Source organism: Halosolutus amylolyticus, from assembly GCF_023566055.1.
Lineage (GTDB): Archaea > Halobacteriota > Halobacteria > Halobacteriales > Natrialbaceae > Halosolutus > Halosolutus amylolyticus.
Genome location: NZ_JALIQP010000007.1, coordinates 1 through 16,514 on the forward strand (window position 1 = coordinate 1; position 16,514 = coordinate 16,514).

Below are 16,514 nucleotides of genomic sequence, written 5' to 3' on the forward strand. Positions count from 1 at the left end.
CGTCAGCACGGCGGGGAGTTCGATCTCGGTGAGTTCCTCGACGCCGCCTTCGAGTTCGCGGCGGACCGAAGCGGTGTCGTCGTCGAAATCGTGTTCCAGGTGGTTGACGACCGCACCCCACTCGAAGCCGAGGTCCTCGGCCAGCGAGACGCCGGTCGCGGCGAAGCTGTCGTCGCCGGCCTGGACACCCGTGAGCACGAGGTCCGGATCCTCCTCCTCGACGGCGGCGCGGAGGATCTCGGTCTTCGCGCCGACGTCGAGCAGGTCGACGTCCTCGAGGGCGTCGTCCCAGACGCGAACGGCGCGATCGGCACCTTTCGCGAGCGCCTGGCGAATGGTCTGTTCGCAGTCTTCGGGACCGATCGTCACCGTGACCACCTCGTCGGCGATGCCGTCTTCCTGGAGCTGGACGGCCTCTTCGATGGCGTAGTCGTCCCACTCGTTGAGATCGGCACCGAGGTACTGGTCGGCGATGTCGGCTCCCTCGATTTCGAACTCATCGCTGATAGTTTTTACCTCAGCAACAGTAACAAGTACCTTCATTACGTCCTCCATAGAGGTTTATTCGGCATATGAAATAAATCCTTCCAAAGTACTGGTTAGCTAACCACCGGAGAGCGCTATCGAGAAGTCCGCGTTGGTTTTGCCGCCTTTATATACAAATCTGAACATCAACACGCACATAAGTACTTTATACGCCAGCTAGTAATGGAGATGCAGTAGGTGATCCGTAGAAAACGAAGAGGTAGAGTGTTGTGACTTCGGAATTCCGCCTCTTCACCCGAGAATCGGTCGCGAACGCTAAAGCGTTGTCGAGAACCCGGACCCCCCGTTGACCCCGAAGGGGTGGCGGGTTCGCCGAATGTGCGATACTCTCCCTGCAAGTACTCCGAATCGAGCTGGGGAAATCTTACCGCTAGACAATCGATCTGCTCAGCGAAATGCCCGGTATCCTTGAAGAGATTGGTCTCACGCGCCTCCCTCGCTTTACTGTCCTCCGTGACTGATTCGAATAAATTCCGATGGAGACCTACCGTGCATTTCTCGGCTGATTCGCCGAGAAACGCAATGGCCACGTGCAATCGACTCGCCTGGCTTCGACTACGATCGATCTTCACGGTACTACGCCAACTGCAAGCACTACCGCATCCGCTCGCTCAAAGTCACCGCTCTCATGGACGTGAAATCACTGTACGTCTACAACGTTCACTGCACGACGACGAAGAAACACGACGCGAAGATCGGCCGCAGGTCACGCGGCGTAACGCCGTGGATCTGCGGTCACTCTCGGCTGACAGAGCATACGACGGGAAACCGTTCCGAGATGAGCGCCGGTCAGATCAAACCCGTCCATTGATTCCCTCTCCGGATCTACTCATCGCTCGATAAAGTGCACAACGCATGGATTGACCGGCGCTTGTACAATCATCGCTGGATGGTTGAAACTGTCTTCTCGAGCATCAATTGCACGCTCAGCTCCGTCGTGCGTGCGCGAAGCTAAAACCTCAAATTCCGTGAGATGGTGCTCAAATGTGCCGTCTACAATCTTCGACGAACGGTTAAGTTTCCGTAAGATTGCCCGCAGTCTCTCGGTTTCTCCTCCTCGACCGAGTGAATGAAAACGCCGAAATCAAGTCTCGTCTAGCGATCCTACGAAGGATTCTAATACCTTCTATAGATATCGTGTTTGCCCCATGTGTTGTACCCACCTCAAGTTTCTTTAAAAATGCGCTGGTAACTCTTGTACTCGGTCAAGAGTGTTTGTTCACCCTCTCCAGTTATTTCGATGAACTGGCCATTGTTGGTCGTCTCTCGCTCTATAAACCCTGCATTTTCGAGTTGTTGTAGTCTTCGCGATGCAGTCTGGCTTGACGCATCAATCTCTCCACCAACTTCCTCGTAAGATGTATTGATATCAGTATCGAGTGCACCCTTCAATGCAAGCCATTTGAGTACAGCTATCTCTGCTTGCCCGACATTCTTGGTTGACATACCACACACCATATTTCCTATCCGTCACTACAAAAGTGCACCGGTGATAAACCTGTGACAACCATCCTCAATTTAAAACTTGAGAGATTTCCTGATGGCGACAACACGTGGTATCAGTCCTAAGAGACGACGTCAGTCGTCCAGTTGGAGATACCGACTAACAGCCAACTTCCGCTCGAATGCGATCAGTGCGTTGATAAGCGGTGGATAGCAGTTCAGCACTTTCTCAAGTGGTGGGTGATCAGGCAGTACCCGATCTGACTGGTCGTAGTTATACCGGCGTCCGACGCGCCCAAGCCAGCGGATGCCGCTGGCTGGACTGTCTCGCCAAAATGAATGATAGCGAACGAAATACGCACGCGTTGCAATAACGGGAGTTCGGAGATGTCTGTTGTAGTGGCTCTATTGATATCCTCCTCTTTAGAATTTCTTCTCGTGAAACTACTGCTCACTACACGAACAAACTAAGCGGTGAGAGGAGAAAAAAGACTTATGCAGATATGGTTAGAATATTTGTGTACGGCCAGAATCCAATTGAAGATGATTTCGGTCTGAACTTCATCCTCGGATTTGAAGTTCTCTTTTCGATGGCCTTTGTTGGACAGGCTATCGGTATGCTTCTGTTGGAACTCGGTGTTCCATATGCAAGATGGATAGATGCCTCAATCGAAATTATCGTCGTATTCGTCGCGTTTGTCGTGCTGTATAGGCTGCTCTGTAGGATCGCTAGCCGGCGTCGCCGCAATCTCGTTATCTGCGTAGAAAGCGAAGCGGCAGAGTGTTGTGAGTTCTGAAATCCGCCGCTTCACCCGAGAATGCGTCACGAAAGCTAAAGAGGCTGTCGAGAACCCAGACGAACCCGCCGATCCCGAAGGAGGAGGCGGGTTCGCCGAATGGGCGATGCTCACGCTGCATGCACTGAGAATCGAGCTGGGGAAGTCCTACCGCCAGACGATCGACCTTCTGAGCGAAATGCCCGGCATTCTCGAAGAAATCGGGCTCACACGTCTCCCTCACTTCACCGTTCTCCGTGACTGGTTCGAACAGATCCCGATGAAGACGTACCGTGCGTTTCTCCGCGAATCAGCCGAGAAACGCACTGGCCACGCTGCCATCGATTCAACGGGGTTCGACCGTGACCAGCCCTCACGCCACTACGCCCAGCGGGCGCATTACCGCGTTCGGACGCTGAAAGTCACCGCCTTAGTTGACGTCGAAACGCTGTACGTCACCGACGTCCACGTCTCGGCGAAAACTCCATCCGATTTCAGAATCGGCCTGCAGGTCACCCGCCGAAATGCGGGTGACCTGCTCTCAGTGGCCGCAGACCGTGGTTACGACGACAAAGCGTTCCGAGACGAACTTCGCGCACACGGGATTCGGCCACTGATTAAACATCGCATCTACTGGGCGCTCGATCACGCGCATAACGTCCGCATGGATCGTGATCGATACAACCGTCGCTGGATGGTTGAAACCGTCTTCTCAAGCCTCAAGCGCACGCTCGGCTCCGCCGTGCGTGCGCGAAGCTGGCATCTTGAGTTTCGTGAGATGGTGCTCAAATGTGCCGTCTATAATCTTCGCCGAACGGTGAGATATCCGTAGGAACAACCGCCGTGTCTCGGTTTCTAACTTGCGGCTGGATCAGTGGCGACACCGAAATCAAGCCCCGGCTAGCGATCCTACGAAGCAGTATAGGCGGTATGATCAGCCCACAATACCGAGTAGCAAATCACCGATAGCGGTCAATGCTTGACCTACATTGTACAGTCGTACTCTTCACAGGGGAAGAGGCTATCTTCCATGCTGACGGTATTGATTGGCTCTCGAACGGGATGTTCGTATTCATCAGACCCGACAAGCTCGACGACCTGCATCGGGATTTGTGCCTGATGGTCACATTCACGTAGTTTAATCGGCACTGGATCGTCGTGTTCGATTCCTTTGAGTCCCGAAACGAGATCGTCGTACGCCATCGACCCCTGCTCTACTGCCGCTAACGCAGGTAGGAGTGCAGCCCAATACGCAGAAGCAGTATGGTTCCATGGATGTTCGTGATCGTCGCTCACTGCTTGGAAATCTTCAGTGAACTGCTGAACGTTTTCGTCTTCGTCGTCTTCCCAGGAGAAGAAGCTCCATGCATGATATCCTTCGAGATATTCGCCGAGCGCTTTGATTTCGGTAAATAGAACGGACGTCGACATCGGATACTCGTCTGGCAGTCCAACTTCGTGTGCCTGGCGGTGAAATGCCGGACTCGCGTTGCCTAGCACTCGAATCATGATGCTATCAGCGTCCGTGTTTCTGAGTGTTTCCACCTGTGCGGTTACGTCCTGTGTATCAGGTGCCACCTGAAGATCGTCGACAATTTCGCCACCATCCTGTTCGACGATCTCGTGGGTCGCATCGCGTACCGCCTGCCCATAGGTATTGTTCACTGTCAGCAGAGACATTCGGGGACCAAAATTATCTAATGCGTGTCTTGTTGTGATTATTTGTTCCATATCCGAGTTAAGAATAGTTCTGAAGTGATTCTCACGACATTCTTCCGCAGTCAGGTGGTTTGCGGATGCTGCCGGGTTCATTTGAATCACTTCGTTTTGCATCGCAACTTCACCGGCCTGCTGTGCACTGGCGGAATTGGCAGGCCCAATCAGGACGTCGACGTTTTCTTGCTCAATCAATTCTCGGGCCGCACGGACTCCTTGTTCGGGTTCGTATTGGGTATCTTGTGCAACCAACTCAATTTCGAAATCGTCGTGTTCACTTTCGAACCGGTTTTTTGCTATTTCGGTACCGTCTTCCATAGAGATTCCTACCGGACCGATAGTCCCCGTAAGCGGTATTGCCATCCCTATTCTCATCGTGGAATCGCCGCTCGAACTGTTCTCCTGTGTGCATCCGGCCAACCCAACTGCACCGGCGGACGCCGTTACTGTCCCCATCGATCTAAGTACGTCTCTTCTCCTCGTCATAGTGTTATACAGTACCAATGTTCGGGCATGAACTATAATTGTTTGGGAAACTGTGTCATCGACGGACGTCCAGTAGATTCAGGATCAGTCACGACGAATGCGACGCCGACCCGGAACTGTATCCTGTTCGCCACTACACGGGCGTAGACACTCCAAAGCAAAATCTACGACAGGATCGCTCCTCGAAAACGAGACGGTATATCCGAGACGATAGCGATTGAATCCGAGATAGCGAAGCTACCTCGTGAACGAGCATCCGACAATATCGTGATGTCAATAGTAGTCGAACTCAGGTGACGAAACCAAGACCACTACACAACGTATGAATTAGTCGACACTAATGTGTTGCTCAATGATCTCCGGGCTGTTTTCTAACTCCGTCGCTGCCCCATCGTATACGATTTCGCCGTTAACGAGTATGTAGCACCGGTCTGCAAGATCCAGCGCGAGTTTCACGTTTTGCTCGACCATGAGGATCGTCAACTCGTCTTTGAGTTCGTGAAGTGCTCTTCGCACGTCGTCGACGATCTTTGGAGCGAGCCCTTCGCTCGCCTCGTCGAGCAATAGTAGTTCGGTCCCACCGAGCATTCCTCGTCCAATTGCGAGCATCTGTTGTTCTCCTCCGCTCAAGTTCTCTGCGTTGTTCGACGCGAGCTTCTCGAGCTTCGGAAAGACCGCATAGATGTCCTCTATCGTCCGGTTACCGCCGCGATCTGCTGGTATCTTTAAATTTTCTTCGACAGTTAGCTTTCCCCATACCTCCCTGTCTTCAGGGACGTACCCGAGACCGGCCTGAATCCGCTCATAAGGTTCCTTGTGGGTAATATCCTCTCCCTTGAATGTAATCGATCCGCGCCGCGGTTCGTTGAACCCAATTACACTTTTGAGCGTCGTTGTTTTCCCCGCTCCATTTCGACCGAGAATCGTGACGACTTCTCCGTCGTTTACCTCGAGAGAGACGTTCTTCAGTGCCTGACTCTGCCCGTAATACGTGTCGATAGCATCAATCGAAAGCATTGTCATACCTCTCCTCCGAGGTACGCATCGCGCACAGTTTCGTCCCGTTGAATCGTCTCCGGTGTTCCTTCCGCGAGAAACTGGCCATTATGGAGAACCATTACCGTCTCTGCAACGGTCATCACTACGTCCATGTTGTGCTCGACGATCAGGATCGTGAACTCGTTTGCCAGACTGGTTATTAACTCGAGCAACTCATCGATCTCGACCTGGCTCATCCCCGCTGTTGGCTCGTCTAACAACAGTACTTCCGGATCTCGAGCCAGCACGATAGCGAGCTCTAGAGCTCGTTTCTCACCGTGGGATAATGATTTAGCTGGATGATTGTACTTTTCGTCGAGGCCAACGCGCTCGAGTATCTCCATTGCCTCGTCGTGATACCGCTTTAGCCCGCTCATGTTGTGAAGTACGTCCCACCCTTGACCGTCTCTAGCGACGAGCGAGACTTGTACGTTTTCCACGACCTCAAACTCATTAAAAATATTCGTTATCTGGAATGAGCGCGCGACTCCTTTTTCGACGATAGACTCGGGTGACAGGTTGGTGATCGACTCTTCTCGAAAGTACACGTCTCCTGCTGTCGGGTCGAGCCGCCCCGTGAGCAAATTAAAAAGCGTCGTTTTCCCTGCTCCGTTCGGCCCAATCAACGCCCGAATCTCTCCGTCTTCGAGTTCGAAACTGACTGAATCGATCGCAGTAACAGCCCCGAACTTTTTTGTTAGTTTATCGCATCTAAACAATATGTTGGACATCTAGTATCCGACTAGATCTGAAATATAAAAAATCTACCGACTATGTTTGCCCAAATGATAGCATATGAGTTGTGTACCTCCAATTTTGCTCCCCGTTGCACTCGTGTCTCTGGTCGACTCGTCGTCACAGACAACCGGTCAGCTGAGTTGCTTCGTCGATGGATAGCACCCCAATCCGAATTTGATACAACTGTAATGTGTCAGGAGAGTTCTGGAATGACCTCCTCTCCGAACAGTCGAATCGATCTCGCGTTCTCCTCGAAGTTTAGTTTCGGCTGCCACATTCGTAACAGCATATGAATGTCACAGGCCGCCCCCCGTTCGGCCTCTCGAAGGCGTTCGACTATCGTTTCGGGACTCCCGACGAGCAGATTTTCTTTCAGCCGCTCGATTCGTTCTTCACCCAGATTTTCTAAAGTGAACTCGTCAGGATCACGATCTTTCGAGTGTTCGGCATATGCTCTACGTGTGTAGAGGAACGACGGAAGCATCGTCTCCCAGGCCTCCTCGTCGGTTTCGGCCACGTAACAGTAGTTCAGGATTCCAACGAGGAAGTCGTCCATATCGACGTCGTGTTCAGCCGCAATATAGTTCGACTGGTCTCCCCAATGGTCGAAGCCGTCTTCGCCGGCACCTGCATCTGACGGTTCCCAGCCCATGTTCGCGTTTCCGATGAACCCATCCCCACGGAAGGCAGCCCTGTCCACTGCTTGCTGAGAGGTCCCCCCGAGATAGATAGGTGGGCCATTTTCAGAAGCTGGCTTCGGTTCGACTTCCAGATCACTGTACTGATAGAGATCACCATCGTGGGACACCGGGCCTTCGGTCCACGCTTCTCGACAGATGTGAATCGTCTCGGCCACGTGTTTTGCACGCTCTTTCATGGACACGTCGAACACGTCGAACTCTCGTTCCATGTACCCCGCGCCGATTCCGAGATTGAACCGCCCGTCAGATAACAGGTCGACTGTTGCCGCATCTTCGGCGAGTTTTATCGGATGCCGAAACGGTGCAAGGAGAACGCATGTACCGATATCGATCGTTTCGGTTGCCGTTGCCAATCCGGCACAGAGGGTCAGTGGGGAGGGCGAATGCCCGTCAGGCATAAAGTGGTGTTCTGCCGTCCATGCAGCGTCGAAATCTGACTCTTCCGCTACTTGTACTAGGTCGACGATCTCCTGGTAGACGCCAGCGTTCGTTTTTCCCGACCCCGGCGGATTCTGCGCACTCAGTATTCCATATCCAAACTCCATAATACTGTCCTATATTTATGATTACTTAAATTTTCGCTCTCGTTTTCGGTTCGTGTCTGGCTCACCTTCCGATTCATACTCCTAGTCTCATCGACGCGTCCTGCTCCGATCTTTATTTGGAGTCTCAAGGGCGATCTCGTCCTCGCCACTCCTCAACCGCGTTTAAGTCCCAGCCCTCGTCAGGACTAACCCGGTAATCGTAATAAATCTCCGTTGAATCGAATTTCCACCCATCTGAAGTACAACGATACTGGTCCTCGTATCGACCCTGGATCAGCACCGGTCCGTCTGGTGTCACCTCCGGAACCGCTACGTACCAGATTCCACTCGCCTCGTCGCCATCGACGTCGATCAGCGGATTATGCATCATATGTGCTGAAAATGTGAGGAGTTCGTCCATCAATCGGCCGAACGATTCTATTTCGTCACGGCCGATAAAGGGCGTTTGCTCAACGTTCTGCTGTGGAAATTCGATCGTTGCGTCTTCAGTAAACAGAGTGATAAAACGGTCCCAGTTGTGAGTGTCGACGGTCGAGGCGTACTCGTACCGCAACTTCCGGATAGCTTCTTTCGCTTCCAGACGTCGAATCCGATCTTCGATATCCATGACAAGTACTTTGTCAAAAATACACTTATACATTTCCCCGCTCGGATAGCAAGGGCGTCCCCTTCTTGTGACGAGAGGCCCGCAAGCAGTGACGGTGAATAGCTGGTGTTCGCCCAGTTCGTGGCGGTCAACCGAGCGTTCGATCGAAACTCGACTGCCAAACGTGCCGACGGTACTGCCAAACGTGCCAACGGTAACACGATCGCAGCAGACGGCTGTTCGACGATTGGATCACATAACTGTGTTCGTAGGTGCTCTCTCGAAGCCATAGCGACGTGAAACACTTTCATCGCCATCGAAAGTTGATCGTGGGTTCGACGCATCTCAACTGCGCCGATAGAAACGGAGTCGAAGGTCGATCGCCGATAGTTATGAAACCCGAACCGACTTGCTGTTGTCAGAGTGAGGATCCGAGTGACAATTGGATCGTGAGATGTTACCAAAAGCAGACAGGAGGCAATGCCCGTGCGGGCAGGTGTGTCTTCGACTCGATCGTGTACATCAGTGTCCATTCGATTGCAACGACGTCGTTTCAGCGGCGTTGCAGGGAACGTTAGCCGACTACTCGATCGTCCCGTACTCTCCGCGGAAAAACGTCAGCGGTTTCGCCCCGGATCGGTTCGTGTCCGCTGACTGCACCTCACCAACGTAAATCGTGTGATCGCCTCCGTCATAACTCTCGAAGAGTTCACAATCGACGTATCCCAGGGTGTTTTCGAAGACTAGTGCTCCAGTTTCCTCTCTTCGGGTCGCTAGATCTTCGAACGGATCGTCCATCTCCTTGTGTGCACCAGCAAACCGATCAGAAATCTCCTGTTGGTCCTCCGCTAGAATATTCACCGCGAAGTTCTTCGCTTTCCGTGTGAAATCGTGTGAGGTTGTCCCTTTGTCTGCGTTGTACTGAACTAATGGCGGATCGAGGGACACAGAAGTGAACGAGTTCACCGTCATCGCGTGGTCGACGCCGTCGTGGTTCATCGTGACTACCGTTACGCCGGTCGCGAATGAACCAAGCGTTTCTCGAAAACTGCTGCCGTCGATCATTGATACGGGCTACGTTTTGTGAGAGTTTACTTATAGATTTGGGTGTGAACGTCGTGCTATCCCAGATACCGATACTTGAAACTGTCTCTCGCGGATCGCTACGGAGCATCGACGGTATACGAGTGGAGCAGTCACTGGGAACTTTGAGTGACTGTTCGGATGATATCAGCTCCCTCAACATACGGAATACCGTTCTTCTTTCCATATACTTTGGCGTCTTCGGGTGACAGTGCGTCACCCGTTTCGTCGTCAAGCATTTCACAGACGACTGCAGCAGGGGCGCGGTTTGCCGCCGTGGCCACTGCAATTGCCAGTTCCGTGTGTCCCTGCCGATCGTCAAGATTATCCGGGGCACCTCGTAGGAGGTGAACGTGACCAGGCACTTGGAACGTCGTTTCGAAGCTAACCTGCACCGGCTTGAGAGCTGCAGCCCCGAGCTCGCTGATGGTCAGTGCCCTGTCTTCGTCTGTGATCCCTGTGTAGGTGTCCCGATGGTTCACGGTCAGCGAAAATGACGACCGTTCGTCGTATCCACGGTGATCACAATCAGTAGCAGAGTGAGTCAGTTCGTCAGCGAGGAATGGAAGCTCCCAGGCGTCTGCGATCCGGTCACTGAGAGCCACACAAATAAGACCGCCAGCGTCGTTCCGAAGTCGAGCGACGGATTCGGGCGTAACGTCACCTGCGGGATACACTAAATCGGTCTCTCCCTCACGATCACCATGATCGTGGATGAGGATGGGGTTTCCAGCCCGAAATGCAGAAATGGCTCTGTCAACCGTGACGTTCGATGTCTCCCAGGTGTGATGAGTGGAATTACTCCGTGACATGGATCGTTATGTGATCTCCGTTCGTTAGTTCGAGTTCGTCTCGAAAGCTGACGGGACCGATGATTTCGATAGCGTCTTCACCGTGATGTGTCCGATCTGGAACGAGCACGTGTGCGGGCTCGAAAACGTCCTCGGAATCGGCCTCAACCCGAGCAGCGTAGCACGTTGCAGCACCGTACGTTCGCTCGTCGTCACTCCAGCTATCGATATCGATCCCCGATTTGACTTCGAGAACCGATCGTTCAGGAACGTCCCTCCGAGAGAGTGTAACGTTGAGTGTTCCCGGATATGGCTCGTAGCCGAGACGATTTTTGAATTGCTCCTTGTAACCGTCGAGACTGATGTAGTGTCTCGCCTCGTTCAATCCGTCGGTGACCGTTCCCTTGAAGATGAGCGGTGATTTCGAATTGAAGATCTGTTGGTATTGTTCAAACTCGCGCATGAGAACGTCCGTTCCCGCTGACGTGAGTGTTAACCGCTGTCCGTCTGCAACGATCTCGCGTGAGATGAGGCCCGCAGACTCGAGTTCACGCAGTCGCCGGGAAATTGTCTGGGTCGATACGGAGAGCGCCTTCGAAAGATTTCGAGTTGAAACGGTTATCGGAGCGTCTAATGCACCTTCGATGGCAAGATGTTTGAGTGTTGCCAACTCGTTACAATCGATCTCGTATGACTGGCTGTGTAACGTAATCATGGTTGTGATGCGTATACGATACGGCCGATACGGCAGCCGTATCATTTCTGTCGTCCGTAATCATTTTGGGAAGCAGGCGCAATAAAACTTTGGGTCGCCTACCACTCCGGCGCGTTGTGACGGTTCCAGACCAGATGGTGAGCGAGTTGTCGTCCCGCTATAACGCAATCAGTCCGAAGTCATGAAATTTATCCATCATTATCCCAGGGATTCGATCGGATTCACGCTTCGAACTCTCGTTGCTCTTCCGAGTTCGTCACTCCTGTCTGACACACCTCTACAATCGCAGAACCGTACTAGGGTGTCGGTTCACGTCCACAGTGACTGCCTCGTCGCCACTGTATCTCACGGATCGATCGAACTATTACTCGGGCAACAGTTAGAACCGAGCTGTTGCTCTTTCCATGCTACGACCGCTCTCTCCGTCCACGACCAAATCGTTCTGTAATAACGAATTCCTCGTCGTGTGGTCACATCCGACACTCGAGACGAGGACGCCGTCTCACACGTGGCAAGCCTTCCGATCGCTTCCGATAGAATCCACAAGACCATTACAGAGCCTATTAAACACCCGATACGGACTATATACGACATTACAGAACGGCTGTCCCGTCGTACCTGACTCGGTCTGCAAGGATACCAATGTCGTGTTGGTCTCGCTTTGTTACCTATGGCTCGGTCCCCCCGCTTGCGGTCTGGTGAATGTCGTCTCGTCAGTGTCGATCTCGTCTCCGGCGGGCAACCGGAGCAGATTCAACCTGACCGGGACCTTATTTACATAGGTATGGATGTAAAAACCTGGGTTAGGCAAGACATTACAAATGTACTATTGTAAACTTCGGAGTCGCCGATAGCGACTCGGACAATTTGTGTCGCATCAATAGTAGAGTCTCCGGCCACGGAACAGCGAATGATTGTCTTATCGACAGGTATCCGGAGATGATTCAACCTGACCAGGAATATTTACACAAGTACGAATGTAAATATCTTTGGGGCAGGTGAGATATTACAAATGTACTATTGTGAATTTGGGGCGCCGATAGCGGCCCGGACACTTTGTGTCGCATCAATAGTAGAGTCTCCGGCCACAGAACAGCGAATGATTGCCTCATCGACAGAAATCTCGTTGCTGGTCTCTGAAGGGCAGAGCACCAGTGTAAAGAGATGGTGTGGCCGGTCGACTGGGTGATTCTCGGGGAAGATCAGGTAATTCGGCGGCGACCAATCGCGTGTCCTGGATCCTTGTTTGAACAGCTGTTCGGTAACATACCACAGTATACGTTCGCTATTACCGTACTTGTGTCGTCACACGGGTGAAATGCCGTATATATCCCGTTCGGGCGCTGATTCGGGGGTCATTGCTAACGAGAGTAGCGCAACTATCGTTATTTAGAGCCGGTGAGGGAGACATTCGTTCGTAGTTATCCGGTATTATCGAACAAAATTGCTTACCCTCCGTCCGAAGAACACTTATCAGTTCCGTTACCTTCCTTTGACTCTACGGTCTTCAATTCGCACACGATCTGTGGGTTAATTATTTATAAGGTTCTACCCAACTGTTAACTGGAACCATGGCATCGGATGATCTCGGTAAAAAAGAGCAAGAACTCAAGAACAAATACGTAGAGCGTGTCGGATACTGGCCCGAAGCGTACGATGAGTGGGTTCGGTTAGACCCAGATCTCTTCGAGGAGTATCTGGAACTGGCTGCACACCCGTGGGAAAATAACGCGATCCCACGAAAAAATAAAGCACTCATCAGAGTAGCGATCGACGCTTCAGTCACACATCTCTACGAGGGGGGGCTCAGAGATAGTATTCGGCTTGCGTTCGAGGAAGGAGCCACTGTTGACGAAATTGTAGACGTAATTGAAAGTATCACGTTCGTATCGATGCACACCATAATCGACGGGTTGCCGCTGCTTGAAGACGAAGTCGGTCTCCCGGACGACGTGTTGGATGAGGAACGTGCCGAACAGGACAGAGTCCGCGAGTACTTCAAGGAGAGTCGTGGATGGTGGCATGAACTTTGGGAGCCCCTCCTCGCTCTCGATCACGAATTCCTGGAAAAACACACCGATGTTTCGGGCCATCACAGCAAAAACTGGTCACTTGACCCGAAGCTGAAACAGTTCATCTATATTGCGATAGATATGTCCACAACCCAACTGTACACAAAGGGTGCACGAGTTCATATCGAGTCGGCCATCGAACATGGCGCGACCCGGGACGAACTCATCGAACTTCTCGAGTTTGTTAACCACCAGGGGTACGATACGATGCGGTTCGCTCTCCCAGTCCTGGCAGAGGAAGCACGGAGAGCTGGCAAGTACGACGACTGAGGCGGAAGAGCTGATGATGAAGGCAGTTCGCTACCACGATTTTGGTGGTCCATCAGTCAGTAGCGTCGATGAGATTGAACCCCTAACCCCCCGCGAACAGGAGGTCTCGATCGACGTGCGAGGCATCGGTATTAACCCGTCGGATATCCTCCGACGAACGGGGGCATTTCGCAACGAACTCCCCCTGATACCCGGGAAAGACGTCGCCGGAATCGTTACAGGAACCGGTGACGACGTCGATCGGTTCGAGCCCGGCGACCGAGTGTTCGGGTACATCCCTCACTCGAACGTCCCTGGATCGGGCACCGATCGGCAGGGAACGTACGCTGAAAACGTCGTCGCACTCACTGACCGACTAGCTCACCTTCCGTTGCCGGTATCTTTCGAGTCGGGTGCAGCGATCCCTGCAGTCGCGGTGACCGCTTGGGAGGCACTGGTCCGATACGGTGGGTTGCAACCAAGCGAGACCTGTCTGATTCATGGCGGAAGTGGTGGCGTTGGTCACGTTGCCGTCCAACTGGCCTCCACGATGGGAGCGAACGTCGTTGCCACTGCTGGTGACCGTGAGAAGCGACAACGAGTCAGTGAGCTAGGTGCCGATCGAGTGCTCGATTACAGTCGCCCGGATCTAGCCGACGGCATTCTCGAGGAGTGTTCGAACCGTCCAGCCGTCATTCTGGACCATCGGGTTGGTGACTATTTACAGCTAGATGTAGACGTAATCGATCAGCACGGGACGATTGCTATTATTGGTGGCTACGAGGACAGTCCACGGATAGATATTTCGACGGCACTCCTGAAAAACGTCACCATCGTTCCCTATACGGTTTCCCTGACCCGGAACATTGGGACGATACTCGAGCGAATAGCTGCACTACTACGGGAGAACAGACTCTCAGTAGATGTCTGGAAAACGTTTCAACTAAAGGAAGTGGCCGACGCCCAGCGAACCGTCTCGAATGAGAGCTTCGTCGGAAAAGTCGTGATGGTTCCGTAACTCAAACCCCGATGTATCGACACGGACGGAACGATACACTATTACTTGGAATTAAACCTCAGATATAGATAAAAATAAAAGGGGACGCAGGCGTTTCACTGCTCCTTCGGGGATCAGAAATACTCCGGATAGTGTCTTGGCCACAGATCTAGCTGCCTGTCCAAACCATCGAGGTCGTGTGCTGACGTGAGTGCAATGACCTGGTCAAAACCCTGTTTTTCGTATTCCTTGAGCCCGTCTCGTACGTCTTCGATACTTCCGATGATATAGTTTTCTTCGTAGTGTTCCTTCGGCCACGTCGTATGTTGCTGGTAGACCTTGAGCTGGCGTTCTTTTGCCAGCTCGGTATCCGCATTCGGAACGAGATGAGTGTAACTGACGGCGAGTTTGGCGTATGCTGCCGGGTCCTCGTTTTCGGATTTCAGGTACGACGCGAACGCCTTCCAGTCGTGTTCCAGTTCGTCTGCCGTCAACCCGGGTGCTAGCCACCCATCTGCGAACCGCATTCGCTCTTTGATCGCCATAGGAACGAATCGCGATCCATCCTCGCGATCGACTCCACTCCCTGCGAGCAGAATTTCTGGAGGGCGGTTCAGTCGTGGCGTGATCGTTAGATTCTCCACTTGATAATAGTCGCCGTCAAAGGTGACTTCCTCTTCGTGGAGGAGGCGATACAACAGTTCGATTCCTTCAGTGAATCGTGACGACCGCTCCTCGAACGGTACGTTTGCGCTATCGAACTCCGCCTCATTGTAACCGAGCCCGACACCGAGTGTCACTCGACATGATGAAAGATACTGGACCGTTGCGACGCGTTTTGCGAGTAGTACTGGATTCCGAAGTGGAAGAATGAGGATCCCGGTCCCGAGCGGTAAGCGTTCGGTCGCACCGGCCATCTCCGCAACTGTCGTCAGCGGATCCATAAACGACGTTTTGTAAGTTGGTGGACGCACGAGATGTTCGGGCATCCAGAGACCACCGAACCCATTTTCTTCTACAGTTTGTGCGAACTGTTTCAGCCGCTCCGGCGGAACTGCGAACTCGTCTCTGGCAAACGATGGGAAGGATATGCCGATTTTCATACAGAGTGACGTACAGCGGTTCTATTAAGTCTTTGCGTTCAAAATCTCCGATGAAATCGCCGCGGCGGGTCCCCCATCAGTGCTCGGTAAGCCGCTCTAAATCCGCCGGATCATGGAGGATGCTCACGGTTGCCCCCTCCGTCGCGGCCATATGTCTGACCGATCGAATTGATTCGAGTGTCTTCTCGACTGACCAATCGAACGTCATCCACAGCTCCTGTTCGTACGCTTCGCGACAGTAGGCGACGTCAGCAGCCAAGATCACCGTTTCGTTGGGACCGAGAGTCACGGCCACCGACTGATGGCCGGGTGTGTGTCCAGGTGTAGGAACGCAACGTACACTACCGTCGCCGAATAGATCGTACTCACCGCTAATGGCGCTCACGTCGTATTCCCGAAGCGGGGCAAAGTCGTCGACGAGGTAAAACGGATGTTGCTCTTTCTCCGGCCACCAGGCGTATTGAAGTTCGTCGCGCTGGACGACGAATTCGGCCTCGGGAAACGCATCGATATAACCGGTGTGGTCGAAATGGAGGTGGGTGAGGATTACGTAATCGATCTCGGATGGTTCGTACCCGAGATCCGCGAACTGAGCGGTCGGCGGCTGGGTATTTTTTATATCTGTTCCCGCAACCATTCCCTCGAGATGTGAAGCTCCGTACGTTTCTGGATCCTCGACGAGCTCGTGGTTGAGTCCAGTGTCGACCAGCACGGTACCCTCGGGATGGTCGATGAGGTAGACTGGAATCGAACACGTGAATGATCCAGTATCGAGACCTACAACGGGTGTATATGGAAACGTCAAGTTCGCCGTGTTTAACGCATGCAGCTGTGTTTCGCTCATACATTACCTAGTATTCCCATCAACGTATTAAAATCTCGGGATCGTATGGAGGTCGAGTGTAAGAGCCGAGAATCTCGATTGGATC

Annotated in this window: 16 protein-coding genes and 1 pseudogene; 5 read left to right on the top strand and 12 right to left on the bottom strand. The window is 52.8% G+C overall.

What is annotated here, in order from left to right:
* On the bottom strand, positions 1-543 hold a 543-nt coding region (locus tag MUN73_RS20420), incomplete at its 3' end, for an electron transfer flavoprotein subunit beta/FixA family protein (RefSeq protein ID WP_250142369.1).
* 212 nt (positions 544-755) lie between these two features.
* On the opposite strand from MUN73_RS20420, the pseudogene MUN73_RS20425 reads away from it, so the two are divergent.
* A pseudogene (locus MUN73_RS20425) lies at positions 756-1,573 on the top strand (IS5 family transposase).
* Positions 1,574-1,710: 137 nt separating this feature from the next.
* On the opposite strand, the gene MUN73_RS20430 reads toward MUN73_RS20425, so the two are convergent.
* The gene (locus MUN73_RS20430) at positions 1,711-1,992 is read right to left on the bottom strand and encodes a hypothetical protein (protein ID WP_250142370.1); all 282 of its coding nucleotides are present in this window, start codon (positions 1,990-1,992) and stop codon (positions 1,711-1,713) included.
* Positions 1,993-2,492: 500 nt separating this feature from the next.
* Here MUN73_RS20430 and MUN73_RS20435 point away from each other — a divergent pair, with 500 nt between their 5' ends.
* Both MUN73_RS20435 and MUN73_RS20440 read left to right on the top strand, forming a co-directional pair.
* A complete protein-coding gene (locus MUN73_RS20435; protein ID WP_250142371.1) occupies positions 2,493-2,786 on the top strand; it encodes a hypothetical protein in 294 nt (97 codons plus the stop codon).
* Positions 2,776-3,597, top strand: coding sequence for an IS5 family transposase (locus MUN73_RS20440; protein ID WP_250142372.1), 822 nt, complete (start codon positions 2,776-2,778; stop codon positions 3,595-3,597). The genes MUN73_RS20435 and MUN73_RS20440 overlap by 11 nt, the downstream gene beginning before the upstream one ends.
* Positions 3,598-3,749: 152 nt before the next feature.
* On the opposite strand, the gene MUN73_RS20445 is transcribed toward MUN73_RS20440, so the two are convergent.
* The 8 genes from MUN73_RS20445 to MUN73_RS20480 all read right to left on the bottom strand — a co-directional run bounded on the left by MUN73_RS20445 (position 3,750) and on the right by MUN73_RS20480 (position 11,164).
* A complete protein-coding gene (locus MUN73_RS20445) occupies positions 3,750-4,967 on the bottom strand; it encodes an ABC transporter substrate-binding protein (protein ID WP_321575778.1) in 1,218 nt (405 codons plus the stop codon).
* A 327-nt stretch (positions 4,968-5,294) separates the two neighbouring features.
* Complete coding sequence (locus tag MUN73_RS20450) at positions 5,295-5,990, bottom strand: ABC transporter ATP-binding protein (RefSeq protein WP_250142374.1); 696 nt, start codon at positions 5,988-5,990, stop codon at positions 5,295-5,297.
* Positions 5,987-6,736: an ABC transporter ATP-binding protein gene (locus MUN73_RS20455; RefSeq protein WP_250142375.1), complete on the bottom strand. Its 750-nt coding sequence runs from the start codon at positions 6,734-6,736 to the stop codon at positions 5,987-5,989. Before MUN73_RS20455 ends, MUN73_RS20450 begins: the two co-directional genes overlap by 4 nt.
* Positions 6,737-6,936: 200 nt before the next feature.
* On the bottom strand, positions 6,937-7,989 hold the full coding sequence (locus MUN73_RS20460) for an LLM class flavin-dependent oxidoreductase (RefSeq protein WP_250142376.1): 1,053 nt from the start codon (positions 7,987-7,989) through the stop codon (positions 6,937-6,939).
* 124 nt (positions 7,990-8,113) lie between these two features.
* Entirely contained in the window at positions 8,114-8,596 is a 483-nt protein-coding gene (locus tag MUN73_RS20465) for a nuclear transport factor 2 family protein (protein WP_250142377.1), read from the bottom strand.
* 561 nt (positions 8,597-9,157) lie between these two features.
* Positions 9,158-9,640 (bottom strand): flavin reductase family protein, encoded by a 483-nt coding sequence (locus MUN73_RS20470; protein ID WP_250142378.1) that lies wholly within the window; start codon positions 9,638-9,640, stop codon positions 9,158-9,160.
* Positions 9,641-9,771: 131 nt separating this feature from the next.
* Entirely contained in the window at positions 9,772-10,470 is a 699-nt protein-coding gene (ribB, locus tag MUN73_RS20475; RefSeq protein WP_250142379.1) for a 3,4-dihydroxy-2-butanone-4-phosphate synthase, read from the bottom strand.
* On the bottom strand, positions 10,457-11,164 hold the full coding sequence (locus MUN73_RS20480) for a DUF120 domain-containing protein (RefSeq protein ID WP_250142380.1): 708 nt from the start codon (positions 11,162-11,164) through the stop codon (positions 10,457-10,459). Before MUN73_RS20480 ends, ribB begins: the two co-directional genes overlap by 14 nt.
* A gap of 1,571 nt (positions 11,165-12,735) precedes the next feature.
* Here MUN73_RS20480 and MUN73_RS20485 point away from each other — a divergent pair.
* The gene (locus MUN73_RS20485; protein ID WP_250142381.1) at positions 12,736-13,506 is read left to right on the top strand and encodes a carboxymuconolactone decarboxylase family protein; all 771 of its coding nucleotides are present in this window, start codon (positions 12,736-12,738) and stop codon (positions 13,504-13,506) included.
* A gap of 13 nt (positions 13,507-13,519) precedes the next feature.
* Complete coding sequence (locus tag MUN73_RS20490) at positions 13,520-14,503, top strand: NADPH:quinone reductase (RefSeq protein ID WP_250142382.1); 984 nt, start codon at positions 13,520-13,522, stop codon at positions 14,501-14,503.
* 113 nt (positions 14,504-14,616) lie between these two features.
* Here MUN73_RS20490 and MUN73_RS20495 read toward each other — a convergent pair whose 3' ends face one another.
* Both MUN73_RS20495 and MUN73_RS20500 read right to left on the bottom strand, forming a co-directional pair.
* Positions 14,617-15,585, bottom strand: coding sequence for an LLM class flavin-dependent oxidoreductase (locus MUN73_RS20495; RefSeq protein ID WP_250142383.1), 969 nt, complete (start codon positions 15,583-15,585; stop codon positions 14,617-14,619).
* 76 nt (positions 15,586-15,661) lie between these two features.
* Positions 15,662-16,429, bottom strand: a complete 768-nt coding sequence (locus MUN73_RS20500; protein ID WP_250142384.1) for an N-acyl homoserine lactonase family protein — start codon at positions 16,427-16,429, stop codon at positions 15,662-15,664.
* Positions 16,430-16,514: the final 85 nt, after the last annotated feature.

Bases quoted from the DNA above. Each gene is read 5' to 3' on its own strand.
- MUN73_RS20485 (WP_250142381.1), top strand. From the start codon at position 12,736: ATGGCATCGGATGATCTCGGTAAAAAAGAGCAAGAACTCAAGAACAAA.
- MUN73_RS20470 (WP_250142378.1), bottom strand. From the start codon at position 9,640: ATGATCGACGGCAGCAGTTTTCGAGAAACGCTTGGTTCATTCGCGACC.
- MUN73_RS20450 (WP_250142374.1), bottom strand. From the start codon at position 5,990: ATGACAATGCTTTCGATTGATGCTATCGACACGTATTACGGGCAGAGT.
- MUN73_RS20455 (WP_250142375.1), bottom strand. From the start codon at position 6,736: ATGTCCAACATATTGTTTAGATGCGATAAACTAACAAAAAAGTTCGGG.
- MUN73_RS20495 (WP_250142383.1), bottom strand. From the start codon at position 15,585: ATGAAAATCGGCATATCCTTCCCATCGTTTGCCAGAGACGAGTTCGCA.
- MUN73_RS20445 (WP_321575778.1), bottom strand. From the start codon at position 4,967: ATGACGAGGAGAAGAGACGTACTTAGATCGATGGGGACAGTAACGGCG.
- MUN73_RS20500 (WP_250142384.1), bottom strand. From the start codon at position 16,429: ATGAGCGAAACACAGCTGCATGCGTTAAACACGGCGAACTTGACGTTT.
- MUN73_RS20430 (WP_250142370.1), bottom strand. From the start codon at position 1,992: ATGTCAACCAAGAATGTCGGGCAAGCAGAGATAGCTGTACTCAAATGG.
- ribB (WP_250142379.1), bottom strand. From the start codon at position 10,470: ATGTCACGGAGTAATTCCACTCATCACACCTGGGAGACATCGAACGTC.
- MUN73_RS20480 (WP_250142380.1), bottom strand. From the start codon at position 11,164: ATGATTACGTTACACAGCCAGTCATACGAGATCGATTGTAACGAGTTG.
- MUN73_RS20465 (WP_250142377.1), bottom strand. From the start codon at position 8,596: ATGGATATCGAAGATCGGATTCGACGTCTGGAAGCGAAAGAAGCTATC.
- MUN73_RS20460 (WP_250142376.1), bottom strand. From the start codon at position 7,989: ATGGAGTTTGGATATGGAATACTGAGTGCGCAGAATCCGCCGGGGTCG.
- MUN73_RS20435 (WP_250142371.1), top strand. From the start codon at position 2,493: ATGGTTAGAATATTTGTGTACGGCCAGAATCCAATTGAAGATGATTTC.
- MUN73_RS20490 (WP_250142382.1), top strand. From the start codon at position 13,520: ATGATGAAGGCAGTTCGCTACCACGATTTTGGTGGTCCATCAGTCAGT.